Origin of the sequence: Streptomyces sp. NPDC093261 (assembly GCF_044753645.1) — a bacterium.
Taxonomy (GTDB): domain Bacteria; phylum Actinomycetota; class Actinomycetes; order Streptomycetales; family Streptomycetaceae; genus Streptomyces.
In genome coordinates, this window is sequence record NZ_JBIVNO010000001.1 from 713,696 (window position 1) to 725,701 (window position 12,006).

A 12,006-nucleotide genomic window follows, 5' to 3' on the forward strand; every position below is an offset into this window, starting at 1 on the left:
CGCATCACCACGTCACGTCCGCTTCGACGCGAGGAGTCCCGAGTGCCCTCCCTCTTTCCGGCCCTGACCGACCCCGCGGCGGCGCGGCGGCCCGCGCTGCGGTTCGGGGAGCGGGCCCTCTCCCATGCCGAGCTGGCCGCGGCGGCGGGAGCGCTCGCCAGGAGACTGGGCGGGGCGGTATCCGCCGGCACGGAGCCGACCGCCACGGAGGAGGCGGCCCGGAGGGTGGCCCTGTGGGCCACGCCCTCGCTGGAGACCGCCGTCGCGGTGGTGGCCGCGCTGACCGCCGGAGTGCCCGTCGTCCCGCTCAACCCCAAGTCGGGGGAGCGCGAGCTGGGGCACATCCTGGCGGACAGCGCGCCGTCGCTCGTCCTGGCCGCGCCCGGCGACGAACTGCCCGAGCCCCTAAGGGTTTTGGAGCGCGTGGACGTCGACGTACGCGGCAAGGGAGCGTACGCGCCCGCCGAGGTCGACGACGAGAGTCCCGCCCTCGTCGTCTACACCTCCGGGACCACCGGCCCGCCCAAGGGCGCCCTCATCCCCCGCAGGGCCGTGGCTTCCACCCTCGACGCGCTCGCCGACGCCTGGCAGTGGACCGGGGACGACGTCCTCGTGCACGGGCTGCCGCTGTTCCATGTGCACGGGCTGGTGCTCGGCGTCCTGGGCCCGCTGCGGCGCGGCGGCTCCGTACGGCACCTGGGGCGCTTCGGCACGGACGGCGTGGCCCGCGAACTGAGCGCCGGGGCGACCATGCTGTTCGGGGTGCCGACCATGTACCACCGGATCGCGGAGGCCCTGCCCGGCGACCCGGAGCTGGCCAAGGCGCTCGCCGGGGCCCGGCTGCTGGTCTCCGGGTCCGCCGCGCTGCCGGTGCACGACCACGAGCGGATCGCCGCCGCGACCGGGCGCCGGGTGATCGAGCGGTACGGCATGACGGAGACGCTGATGAACACCAGCGTCCGCGCGGACGGGGAGCCGCGCGCGGGCACGGTGGGCGTGCCGCTGCCGGGGGTGGACCTGCGGCTCGTCGAGGAGGACGGCACGCCGATCCCGGCGTACGACGGGGAGACGGTCGGCGAGATCCAGGTGCGCGGCCCGAACCTGTTCACCGGGTACCTCAACCGGCCCGACGCCACCGCCGCCGCCTTCACCGACGACGGCTGGTTCCGTACCGGGGACATGGCGGTGCGCGAGCCCGACGGTTATGTGCGCATCGTGGGCCGCAAGGCCACCGACCTGATCAAGAGCGGTGGGTACAAGATCGGGGCGGGCGAGATCGAGAACGCGCTTCTGGAACACCCTGGGGTGCGGGAGGCCGCCGTCACCGGAGAACCCGACGACGACCTGGGCGAGCGGATCGTCGCCTGGGTGGTGCCGGCCGACCCCGCGGTCCTGCCCGGCGCCGACGAGCTGGCCGACCATGTGGCCCGCCGGCTCGCCCCGCACAAGCGGCCCCGCACGGTCCGCTATCTCGACGCCCTGCCCCGCAACGACATGGGCAAGATCATGAAGCGGGCACTGGGCGATGCCTGAACGCCTGTCCGCACGGGAGGCGCTCGCCCTCGTCACCGACGACTTCACGGAACTGCCGGGCCTGCCGGCCGCACGATCCGGCCCGAACGGCCTGCTCGGATGGACGGGCTACGACGCCTCGCGCGCCCGTGCCACCGCGGGCACCGGCGAGACGGAGTCCGTGGTCGTCGGGCGCGGCACCGTCGGCTCCACCCCGGCGGTGCTGATCGCATTCGAGTTCGGCTTCCTGGGCGGCTCGCTCGGCGAGCGCACCGGCGACCGGCTGGAGACCGCGCACACCTACGCCCGTGCGCACCGGCTGCCGGTCGTCTCGCTGGTCGCGACGGGTGGCAGCCGGATGCAGGAGGGCATGCTCGCGCTGACCCAGCTTCAGCGCGTGGCCCGGCAGTCGGCGCTCACCCGTGCGGCCGGGCTCGCGCAGCTCGCGGTCCTGCGGGACCCGACGACCGGCGGCGGCTGGGCCACGCTGGGCGCGGGCGCCGACGTGGTGCTGGCCCTGCCGGGCGCCCAGGTGGGCTTCGCGGGTTCCCGGGTGCGCCCGCCGGACGCGGACCCGGCGGCGTACACGGCGGAGGCGCAGGTGGCAGCGGGTACGGTCGACGCGGTGGTACCGCACGGGGAGCTGCGGGCGGCGGTGGGCCTGTGGCTGGGGCTGCTGGCGGCGCCCTCGGCCGAACCCGCCCCGGTGCCCCGGGCACTGGGCGCGGCGGACCTCCCGGCGACCGGCTGGGACGCCGTACGGCGCGCCCGGGATCCGGGGCGGCCCCGTGCCCGGGCGTATCTGGACGCGTACTTCACCCGCCGCGCGGCGCTCGGCGGCGACCGCGGCGGCGGCCGGGACACGGACGGCATGCTGTGCGGCTTCGGCAGCCACGACGGCCGTACGATCGCCTACGCCGCCCAGACCGGCACCGCGACCCGCCCCGCCGGATACCGCACGGCCGCCCGGCTGATCCGGCTGGCCGACGCCCTGTCCGTGCCCGTGCTGACGCTGGTGGACACGCCGGGCGCCGCCAACGACGCGGAGGCCGAACGCCAGGGCGTGGGCGCGGCCATCGCGGACCTGTTCACCGCCGTGGCGACGGCCCGTACGCCGCTGACCACCCTGGTGATCGGCGAGGGCGGCTCGGGCGGGGCGCTCGCCCTGGCCGCACCGGACAACACCTGGGCCACCCCGGACAGCTACTTCTCGGTCATCGCACCGGAGCTGGCCGCCGCGATACTCAAGCGCCCGGCGGACCAGGTGCGGGCGACGGCTGACCAGCTGTGCGTGCGCCCCCAGGATCTGGTAGCCCTCGGGGTGGTACGGGGGATCGCCGGCGAGAGGACCATCCTGCCGCCGCCACCCGGGTGACCCACGGGGCACCGATGCCCGCGGGCACGGCGCTCGGACGGGGGACGCATACCGGTTTCCCGGGACCCGACGCACCCGAGCACACCCGATTGGGTGAACCCGCCTGGCCCTCTTCAAGGGGCGAGGTCACTCGGGCCGGGCGACGATGCTGAGGGAGAGGCCCGCCGACCGGCGGCCTCCCGCGGTCCGTTCTCGGGAGGTACCGCATGACCGTCAGCCTGGACCAGCTGCGCCGATGCCATCTCGCTGTCGACCTCGGCGCGGCCAGGACCCGTGTGTATGTCAAGGGCTCGGGGCTGGTCGTCGACCAGCCGAGCGCCGCGGCGGTGAACACCCGGACCGGGGCGCTGATAGCGGTCGGCGAGCTGGCCGAGAAGATGACGGGCCGGACCCCCTCGTACATCCGTGTGATGCGGCCGGTGTCCGGCGGCACCGTCGTCGACATCGAGATGGCCCAGCGCATGCTGCGCCATCTCCTCGGTGAGAAACTGCGCCGCACCCTGCGCCGCAAGCCCCGGCTACGGGCCGCCGCCTGCACCCCGCACGACGCGGACCCGCTGGCCCAGCGCGCGGCGGTGGAGACGCTCGTCGGGCTGGGGGCGCGCCGGGTGGAGCTGGTCGACACCCTGGTCGCCGCCGCTGTGGGCTGCGGGCTGCCCGTCGAGCAGCCCGAGGCCTCCATGATCATGGTGTGCGGTGCCGCCGCCACCCAGATCGCCGTCCTGTCGCTGGGGAACATCGTGACCGCGGAACGGATCCCGGTGGGCGGCGAGGCCGTCGACCACGCGATCGTCCAGCATCTGCGCCACGAACACGCGTTGATGCTGCCGAGCCAGTCCGTGCGGCCCCTGCGGCTGGCCCTCTCCGGCACCGGGGGCGCCCCCGACGGCACCACCGGCACCGAGATTCTCGGCCGGGACGTGGCGACCGGGCTGGCGCGCTCGGTGAAGGTCGACACGGCGGCGGTACGGGAGGCGATCGAGACCCCGCTGACGGCCGTGCTCGACGGCATCGGCAAGGTACTGCGGGACTGCCCGCCCGACCTGGTGGCCGACCTCGCCGACCGCGGCATCATGATGGTCGGCGGCAGCGCCCTGCTGCCGGGTCTCGACCAGATGCTGCGCCAGTGGACCGGCATGCCGGTGCGCATCGCCGAACGCCCCGACATCTGCGCCGTGCAGGGCCTGGGCGCCATGCTGGAAGGCAGGATCAAACCCCTGACCCTGAACCCGCTGGCGGCCTGACCCCGGGACCACCACCGTGCGACCGGCGCCCGCAGTTCCCGCGCGGACTCGGGCGCCGGCCGGTGGATCACCCGCACGCTCACGGCACCGCGCAGTTCACCGTCCACGACGTGCCTGATCCGCCGCTCACCGCGGCCTGAGAGGTGAGCCGGGCGAGCAGATCGCACAGGGCGTCCGGTTCCTCGGCCGGTGGCGCACCCCTCGATTAGTTTTGCATAATGCAAACGTGAGGAAGGGGTGTCGATGAGCGCCATACCGGCGGCAAGGAACAAGCAGCAGGGGTCCATCGCGGCAACGATCGGCGCCGCACCGGGGCCCCGGCGCGCGAAGATGCGTAACGCCTCGTGGGGCGTGATGGCACTGGCCGTGGTGGTCGGCGCCGGAGCGGGCGCGGGCTCGGTCGTCTTCCGCTGGTGCATCAAGACGTTCACCCGCCTGCTGTCCGGCCACGCCGACTACGCCGCCTCTCCCGGCGCGAGCAATCCGCACGTGCCGTGGCTGGGCCCGTACTTCGTTCTCCTCGCCCCGGTGATCGGCGGCCTGCTCTACGGCCCCCTGGTCAACCGGTTCGCCAAGGAGGCACGCGGGCACGGCGTGCCCGAGGTGATGCTCGCCGTAGCCCAGCGCGGCGGGCGGATCAGCCCCAAGGTCGCCGTCGTGAAGACGCTCGCCTCGGCCCTGACCATCGGCTCCGGCGGCTCGGTCGGCCGCGAGGGCCCGATCGTGCAGATCGGCTCCGCGCTCGGCTCCACGCTGGGCCGCGTGACCAAAGCAACCGAGGGCCGTACAAGGCTCCTGGTTGCCTGCGGTGCGGCGGGCGGCATCGCGGCCACCTTCAACGCTCCCCTGGCCGGCGTGTTCTTCGCCATGGAGCTGATCCTGGGCACCTTCTCGGCGGAGGCGTTCGGCGCGACGGTGCTGGCCAGCGTCACCGCGAGCGTCATCGGACGGGCCGCCTTCGGTGACACGGCCTTCCTGGATCTGCCGGACTTCCACATCGACCACCTCGCCCAGTACGGCCTGTTCGCCCTGCTCGGCATCGTCGCGGCCGTTGTCGGGGTGGGCTTCTCGCGGTTCCTGTACCTGATCGAGGACGCCTGCGACCGGGCCTGGCGCGGCCCCGAGTGGCTGCGCCCGGCGGTCGGCGGTCTCGCCCTCGGCCTGGTATTGCTGGCCCTGCCGGAGATGTACGGCGTCGGCTACCCGGTGCTGGAGAAGGCGACCGAGGGCGGCTACGCGATCGGTTTCCTGCTCCTGCTGCTGCTCGGCAAAATGCTGGCCACCAGCCTGACCATCGGCATCGGCGGCTCGGGCGGCGTCTTCGCGCCCAGCCTCTTCATCGGCGCGATGCTCGGTTCGGCGTACGGCATCGGCGTCCACCACCTGTTGCCCGGCACCGCAGGCGCGGTCGGCGCATACGCCCTGATCGGCATGGGTGCCACCTTCGCGGGCGGGGCGCGGGCGCCGATCACCGCCGTGGTGATTCTCTTCGAGCTGACCGGCGAGTACTCGATCATCCTGCCCCTGATGCTGGCCATCGTGCTGGCCACCGCCACCAGCCGCCTGCTCTCCCGCGACACCATCTACACACTCAAGCTCCGTCGCCGCGGCATCGACCTCGAGGGTCCCGCCCCCGGAGCGCGCCTCGGCTCCCAGCACGTCGGCACCGTCATGGAACCGCTACCCTCCCCCCTGCCCGCGACCACGGCTCTGGCGGACGCCGCCGACCTGCTGAGCCTGTCCGGCCACGGCGCGCTCCCGGTGATCGACGACACCGGGAAGTACGCCGGCATCGTCACCGCACAGGCGGTTGCCGAAGCCCTCGCGGAACAGCCGGACGCGGCACCGGCGACGGTCGAGCAGCTCGCCGAGCCACCCGCCCCCGTCACCCCGGACCAGCCCCTCGCCCAGGCCCTGCACGCCCTGCTCTCCGCCGCTGGAACCGGGATACCCGTCCTCGACGCCGAACAGGGAAGGCCGGTCGGCTGGCTCAGCCACCAGAGCGCCCTGCGCGCCGTGCACGCGACCGCCTGAGCTCATCGCATCGGAGCGGGTCGCCGCAGGCCGAACCGCATCATCTGACCCACGCTATGCAGCATGATGCAATCTTTACCCAGGGCAAAGGTTAAGAGGGGCCGTGCATCCAGACAACGGCAAGCAGTTCGACTCCGACCTGGCCAACATCCTGCGGGTGACGCACGGCCGGATCTTCCCGGCCGTCGCAAAAGATCCGAGCCGCCACCGAGAACACCCTGGTCCGCGAGCTGGCCAACCAGGCCAACGACGTCGTCCTGGACCACATCACCGTCCTGGAGAACACCGGTCTGGTCAACTTCGACCAGGTCAACGTGCAGGAGACGACCCCGCGCCGCCGAAGCTCCCGGCCTCCCAGGTCGCACCACCGCCGCCACAGCCCGGTGAACCCGTGGTCGCCCTCACCCCGCCCCCAGGGGTGCCGACGGACACGGCCACACCCTCGCCGTCCGCCACGCCGACGACGGGTTGATCAGCGGCGGGCCGTGGCGTGTCGGCCGGGGCGCCCGGGAGAGCGTCAAGCGTCGTGGGCCATCGCTCCGTCCACGATCCACCCGAGCGGGTGCGGCTCCGGATCCTCCGGCCCCGGGGCCGGAGGTTCTCCGCCCACCTCGTTGAAGGCGTTGAGAGCCTCGATGAGCGCCAGCCGCTCGGTCGGACGGAGCCGTTCGACGATGGCGGCGATCTCGGCACGGCGCCGGGCGGTGACGTCTTCGACGGTCCGCCGGCCTTCCTCGGTCAGCGTCAGCAGGGTCTCGCGACGGTTCGCGGGATTGGTCTGCCGCTCCGCGAGCCCGGCGGCGATGAGCCGGTCGATCATGCGCATGGCGGTGGACGGTGCCACCTGGAGCAGTTCGGCCAGCGCGACCAGCTTGGTCGTTCCCCGGGTGGACAAGACCACCAGCATCCGGAACTGGGCGAGGGTCACCCGCTCCTCCACCGCGGCGAGCGAGCGGGCGGAGACCGCCACCAGCAAGCGGGAAGCGGTCAGCACCGCTCTGGTGACCGCGTCGACATCGTCCAAGGCGCCCGTGGGGGTCTCTCGCTCCGGCATAGGTCCTTTCTACCGTGCCGAAGTCGCCGTGCTCTCATTCGATGGGAACAGATCTTCCTTGCGCAATGCGGCAGGGCGAAGGAGGGCGGCCGCTCCCGGGCCACTTCGCCGGAACCGCGGAGGAGACCGCCCGCCGCGGTCTCGGGGCCGCTTTCCCTGAGCGGATGGGCGCGTTCGGTGAGCGGGCAGAAACGGCCCTCGAAGTCTCGGGCCTCGATGATTCCGTCGGTGCAGGGCGGTACCGCGACACCGGAGAGCGGGGCTGTGCAGGGGGCGTTTCGTCATGCTCGGGGTCAGTCGTCCAGGTCGATGACGAAGTCCACGATGGTGGTGTCGCCGCGGCGCACGATCGGGTGGGCGACCTCGACGATCCGGCCGATGTCGGAGATGTGTCGACGGGTGTAGCGCAGGACCGGGACCCCGCTGCCGATGCGGAGAGTCGCAGCCTCGAGTTCGGTGGGCATGCCCGTGGTGAACGACTCGGTGAGCGCCACCGACCCGCTCACCCTGGTCGACCCGGAGGTGACCAACCGACTCACCCGTCGCATCACCACCGACCACCCGACAATCGACGAGGCGACCGCGCGCCGCATCGTCGGCCAGGCGGCCGCGTTCATCGCCGCCTCCGGACAGCAGCCCGGCCAGTCCCTCGCCCCGAGCATGCTGGTCGACTTCGGCTGGCACGCCTTCATCCTGCACACCGCCGACTACGCCGACTTCTGCCAGCGGGTCGTCGGCCGGTTCGTCCACCACGTTCCGACCGACGAGGACGAGGAACTCCCGGGCGGCGCTGAGGAGACACGGGAGCGGACCCTGACCGCGATCCGCGCGGCCGGGTACACGGTGGACGCCGAGCTGTGGGGAGCGTCCGCCGAGTGCCACCAGTGCCACGCCGGATGCCACGACAGCCCCAAGAGCGGCTGACAACCAGCAAGCCCCTGTAGGACACTCCAGCCGTCCGGTGTCACAGCCGGGCGGCTGGCCCTATGAGCGGAGCAAGACCTGACAGACACGGCGATCGCCTGGGACACCTACTCACGACAGCGGCCCGAACGCCGGCCGACAAACGCCCGCGGCGAGACAACCTGGTTCAGCTGGACGCAGTACCCCGACCACGGACCCGGCGTGGAACTCCTCGAGGTCGAGGCGGGCGCCCGCGTCCTAGATCTGGGCTGCGGGAAGGGCGGCAACGCCGCGCACCTCGCCGCCCTCGGCGTGCAGGCCGTCGGCGTAGACGTCTCCCCCGCGCAGCTGCGCGCGGCCCGCGAGCGGTGGGGGCAGACGCCAGGCCTGGAGCCGCACCAGGCCGAGGCCGTCGCGTACCTGCAGGCGGCCGACGCGCCATTCGATGCGGTCTACTCGGTGCACGGGGCACTGTGGTTCACCGACCCCGACCGGCTGCTGCCAGTGGTGCGTGAGCGGCTGCGCCCGGGCGGCAGGCTCGTGTTCTCGCAGCGACCGCCCGTCGAGGGCTGCTACGGCTGCCAGGCCTCGTACATCCCGCGCGGCCCCGACGAGGACCCCGCCGTGGTGAAGCGGTGGGACTACGAGCCCGACCTATGGGAGCGCATCCTCAAGGAGTACGGCTACACGGACGTGCACGCGACGGTCCTGGCGGCGCCGCCCGGGCCGAGAACCGTAGGGACGTTGATCATCCAAGCCCGCGGATAGCTGACGGCCCCAGCTGGGACCCCGACCCGGCTGGGGCCGCTTCATGTCTTGATCGTCTGCCCTTCGGGCCAGCAGCGGGCCAGCTATCGATCTTCTGAGACGACGAAACCCCCTTCAGTGGAAGGGGGCCAACGCGTCACCACAGGTGAAAACGTTCCTGCACCGGCAGGCTCTGGTGGGGCGGGTGGGACTCGAACCCACGGCCGACGGATTATGAGTCCGCTGCTCTAACCGGCTGAGCTACCGCCCCGTCACGGCGCGTCGCGTACATGTGTGCGCGCCGTCTGCCGCAGCATAGCCGCTCATACGATCTCCTGCTTCGGATGGTCGGCTACTCGTGACCTTGAGGACTCCGCCGTGGGCGTGACGGTTCCTGCGGACATGAAAAAGGACCCCTGAGGGGTCCTCTTCAGACGCTCCCCCGACTGGACTCGAACCAGTAACCTGCCGGTTAACAGCCGGCTGCTCTGCCAATTGAGCTACGGAGGACCGAGCTCCCCCGACTGGACTCGAACCAGTAACCTGCCGGTTAACAGCCGGCTGCTCTGCCAATTGAGCTACGGAGGAATGCCTCGTTGCATCGAACGTACCCTCCTGGGTATCCGCCAGGGGGCGCGCGCTCGCTGCGACACATACATTAGCGCAAGCAGAGGGGTGCTCCGCCAATCGGTACCCGCCGCGCCGGATGCCCACGCAAGGGACGACGCAGACGCAAGGGAAGGATGGCCGCCATGCGCTATCGGCTCACGTTCGTCGCCGGGCTTGTCCTGGGCTATGTGCTCGGCACACGAGCCGGACGCGAACGTTACGAACAGCTGAAGAAGTCCGCCCGCCAGGTCGCCCAGAACCCCGCCGTGCGCAACACCGCCGAGACGGCCGCCCAGCAGGGGCGCGAGATCGCCGGCAAGGCGTACCACGCGGTGAGCGACAAGGTCGGCGACCGCATGCCCGCCTCGGTCGCCGGACGGGTGCGCTCGCTGCGGGAGCGGAACGCGAACGGCTCCGGCGTGGACGACTGGGGCACCAGCAACACCTGAACCCCGCCTTGGCAGCGGCTGTCGCATCCGGCACCACTGCCGCTACGGCCTAGGCAGCGGCTCTCGCACCAGCACCACTGCCGCTACGACCTAGGCAGCAGCTGTCGCACCAGAACCACCTGCCGCTACGGCCTCGGCGGCAACTGACCGTTGCCGCCGCGTCCACCCCGTCCGTCGCGTCCGCCCCATCTGGCACGCCCGATCGCCGAACCGAGCGCTCACGCCGCCCGGGGCGGCGTGTCGCACGGGGAGTCCCCCGCCTGTCCGGGGACAGTCCCGCCGCCTTCCCGGGACGACGCGGCCACTCCCCTCCGTACGGCAGAATTCCCGTCATGGGGATAGTCGCCGGGTTGGACAGTTCGCCCGATTTCACTCGTATCGTCGTCTGCGACACGGACACGGGGTCCGTGCTCAGGCAGGGATATGCGCCGCATCCGGTGGCGAGTTCCGAGGGTGGCGGCCGTCCCTCCGACGTCGATCCGCAGGCCTGGCTGCTGTCCCTGGGGGAGGCGGCCGGCGGCGGGCTCCTGGAGGGCGTGCAGGCCATCGGTGTCTCGGCGCAGCAGAACGCGCTGGTCCCGCTGGACGCCCAGGGCACCACCGTGCGGCCCGCGCTGGTCGGCGGCGACAGGCGGGCGCAGGTCGCGGCGGCCGACCTCATCGACGCCCTCGGCGGACGGCAGGCCTGGGCCGAGGCCGTCGGGTGTGTCCCGCAGGCCGCGCAGCCCGTGACCAAGCTGCGCTGGCTCGCCAGGAGCGAACCCGACAACGCGCGGCGCACCGCGCTGCTGCTGCAAGCCCACGACTGGCTGGTGTGGCAGTTGCTCGGGCGGCCCCTGAGACGGACCACCGATCGCGGCGGGGCCTCCGGCACCGGGTACTGGTCGGCGGCGACCGGCGCCTACCGCACCGACCTCGTCGAGCTGGCGCTCGGCCACCAGGCCGCGCTCCCCGACGTGCTCGGCCCCTCGGAGGCGGCGGGCACGACACCCGAGGGGCTGCTGATCTCCGCGGGCACCGGCGAGACCATGGCCGCCGCCCTGGGCCTCGGCATCGGGCTCGGCGACGCGGTCGTCTCGCTCGGCGCCTCCGGGTCCGTGATGGCCGTACACCCCGAGGCGCTCGTCGACTCCACCGGGATGATCACCTCCCTGGCGGACGCGACGGGCATGCACCTGCCGGTGGTGACCACGCTCAACGCCGTGCGCACCCTGCGCGGCACCGCCGAACTCCTCGGCGTGCCCGACCTGGAGTCGCTGTCGCAACTGGCCATGAAGTCGACGCCCGGCTCCCACGGACTGGTGCTCCTGCCCTATCTGGAGGGCGAGCGGACCCCGGATCTGCCGCACACCGCGGGCACCCTGGCCGGGCTGCGGCGCGAGTCGATGAGGCCCGAGCACCTCGCGCGCGCCGCGTTCGAGGGGATGCTGTGCGGGCTCGCGGACGCCCTGGACGTGCTGCGCGGACGCGGGGTGGAGGTGCGGCGGATCTTCCTGCTCGGTGCCGCCGCGGAGCTGCCCGCGGTACAGGCGGCGGCGCCCGCCCTGTTCGGCGTGCAGGTGGTGGTGCCCCAGCCCGCCGACTACGCGGCGATCGGCGCGGCCCGGCAGGCGGCCTGGTCCCTCGGCGTATCGCGGGGCACCCTCGACCCGCGCACCCCGCCGGCCTGGCAGGGCGCGGTGGCACAGGTCCTGGAGCCCGGCGACGACCTGGCCGTGGGCCAGGCGGTACGTCAGCAGTACGTGTCGGTACGCGAGCAGACGCACCCGGGGGCGTTCCGGTCGCAGCCGTAGCCCATGGGTCGTAGGCCGTCGGGCAGGGGCAGGACCGCGTACGCGCCCCTCACCCGGACGGACGCATGACGCCGGCGACGGCGAACCGGGCGCCCGCGATCCCCGCGGCACCCACGGCGCGGCCTGCTGCCCCCTGTGTCGTCCACGTCACATCGCCGCGTGTCCCCCGCACCAGCCCCACCCGTCCCCTTTCCCACCTGCGCAACCGGGTTGAGGCCGCGTCAGCCCGGCGGCACCGCTGTCGGCTTAATCGGTTGAGGTAACGCGGGGGGAGTGTCCGACGATA

At 72.7% G+C, this 12,006-nt stretch carries 10 protein-coding genes, 3 tRNA genes and 1 pseudogene; 9 read left to right on the forward strand and 5 right to left on the reverse strand.

The features are described from left to right. The first annotated feature begins 42 nt into the window (after nt 1-42). The 5 genes and pseudogenes from ACIP94_RS03300 to ACIP94_RS03320 all read left to right on the forward strand — a co-directional run. On the forward strand, nt 43-1,533 hold the full coding sequence (locus tag ACIP94_RS03300; protein WP_402418783.1) for an acyl-CoA synthetase: 1,491 nt from the start codon (nt 43-45) through the stop codon (nt 1,531-1,533). Beyond that, on the forward strand, nt 1,526-2,887 hold the full coding sequence (locus ACIP94_RS03305) for a carboxyl transferase domain-containing protein (protein WP_402418786.1): 1,362 nt from the start codon (nt 1,526-1,528) through the stop codon (nt 2,885-2,887). The genes ACIP94_RS03300 and ACIP94_RS03305 overlap by 8 nt, the downstream gene beginning before the upstream one ends. 206 nt (nt 2,888-3,093) lie before the next feature. After that, nucleotides 3,094-4,131: a rod shape-determining protein gene (locus ACIP94_RS03310; RefSeq protein WP_402418789.1), complete on the forward strand. Its 1,038-nt coding sequence runs from the start codon at nt 3,094-3,096 to the stop codon at nt 4,129-4,131. A gap of 354 nt (nt 4,132-4,485) precedes the next feature. Further along, the gene (locus ACIP94_RS03315; RefSeq protein WP_402420352.1) at nt 4,486-6,165 is read left to right on the forward strand and encodes a chloride channel protein; all 1,680 of its coding nucleotides are present in this window, start codon (nt 4,486-4,488) and stop codon (nt 6,163-6,165) included. Between the two features lie 112 nt (nt 6,166-6,277). Further along, nucleotides 6,278-6,637, forward strand: a pseudogene (locus ACIP94_RS03320) (hypothetical protein); the annotation flags it as partial. A gap of 45 nt (nt 6,638-6,682) precedes the next feature. On the opposite strand, the gene ACIP94_RS03325 reads toward ACIP94_RS03320, so the two are convergent. Then, a complete protein-coding gene (locus ACIP94_RS03325; RefSeq protein WP_402418791.1) occupies nt 6,683-7,219 on the reverse strand; it encodes a MarR family winged helix-turn-helix transcriptional regulator in 537 nt (178 codons plus the stop codon). A gap of 293 nt (nt 7,220-7,512) precedes the next feature. Then, complete coding sequence (locus tag ACIP94_RS03330; RefSeq protein WP_402418793.1) at nt 7,513-7,683, reverse strand: hypothetical protein; 171 nt, start codon at nt 7,681-7,683, stop codon at nt 7,513-7,515. Here ACIP94_RS03330 and ACIP94_RS03335 point away from each other — a divergent pair. Then, nucleotides 7,682-8,143: a glycine-rich domain-containing protein gene (locus ACIP94_RS03335; protein ID WP_402418796.1), complete on the forward strand. Its 462-nt coding sequence runs from the start codon at nt 7,682-7,684 to the stop codon at nt 8,141-8,143. The two genes, ACIP94_RS03330 and ACIP94_RS03335, sit on opposite strands and share 2 nt — an antisense overlap. 201 nt (nt 8,144-8,344) lie before the next feature. Further along, nucleotides 8,345-8,890 (forward strand): class I SAM-dependent methyltransferase, encoded by a 546-nt coding sequence (locus ACIP94_RS03340; RefSeq protein ID WP_402418798.1) that lies wholly within the window; start codon nt 8,345-8,347, stop codon nt 8,888-8,890. A gap of 173 nt (nt 8,891-9,063) precedes the next feature. Here ACIP94_RS03340 and ACIP94_RS03345 read toward each other — a convergent pair. From ACIP94_RS03345 to ACIP94_RS03355, 3 genes are all read right to left on the reverse strand, one after another. Next, nucleotides 9,064-9,140, reverse strand: a tRNA-Ile gene (locus ACIP94_RS03345). A gap of 166 nt (nt 9,141-9,306) precedes the next feature. After that, nucleotides 9,307-9,379 (reverse strand) — tRNA-Asn (locus ACIP94_RS03350). Between the two features lie 5 nt (nt 9,380-9,384). Next, a tRNA-Asn gene (locus ACIP94_RS03355) sits at nt 9,385-9,457 on the reverse strand. A gap of 164 nt (nt 9,458-9,621) precedes the next feature. Here ACIP94_RS03355 and ACIP94_RS03360 point away from each other — a divergent pair. Both ACIP94_RS03360 and ACIP94_RS03365 read left to right on the forward strand, forming a co-directional pair. After that, complete coding sequence (locus ACIP94_RS03360; RefSeq protein WP_402418801.1) at nt 9,622-9,927, forward strand: YtxH domain-containing protein; 306 nt, start codon at nt 9,622-9,624, stop codon at nt 9,925-9,927. A gap of 332 nt (nt 9,928-10,259) precedes the next feature. Further along, entirely contained in the window at nt 10,260-11,720 is a 1,461-nt protein-coding gene (locus tag ACIP94_RS03365; RefSeq protein WP_402418803.1) for an FGGY family carbohydrate kinase, read from the forward strand. Nucleotides 11,721-12,006: the final 286 nt, after the last annotated feature.

Excerpts from the sequence above, each read along its gene's own strand:
- ACIP94_RS03305 (WP_402418786.1), top strand. The coding sequence starts at position 1,526 with ATGCCTGAACGCCTGTCCGCACGGGAGGCGCTCGCCCTCGTCACCGAC.
- ACIP94_RS03310 (WP_402418789.1), top strand. The coding sequence starts at position 3,094 with ATGACCGTCAGCCTGGACCAGCTGCGCCGATGCCATCTCGCTGTCGAC.
- ACIP94_RS03315 (WP_402420352.1), top strand. The coding sequence starts at position 4,486 with ATGGCACTGGCCGTGGTGGTCGGCGCCGGAGCGGGCGCGGGCTCGGTC.
- ACIP94_RS03325 (WP_402418791.1), bottom strand. The coding sequence starts at position 7,219 with ATGCCGGAGCGAGAGACCCCCACGGGCGCCTTGGACGATGTCGACGCG.
- ACIP94_RS03335 (WP_402418796.1), top strand. The coding sequence starts at position 7,682 with ATGCCCGTGGTGAACGACTCGGTGAGCGCCACCGACCCGCTCACCCTG.
- ACIP94_RS03330 (WP_402418793.1), bottom strand. The coding sequence starts at position 7,683 with ATGCCCACCGAACTCGAGGCTGCGACTCTCCGCATCGGCAGCGGGGTC.
- ACIP94_RS03360 (WP_402418801.1), top strand. The coding sequence starts at position 9,622 with ATGCGCTATCGGCTCACGTTCGTCGCCGGGCTTGTCCTGGGCTATGTG.
- ACIP94_RS03365 (WP_402418803.1), top strand. The coding sequence starts at position 10,260 with ATGGGGATAGTCGCCGGGTTGGACAGTTCGCCCGATTTCACTCGTATC.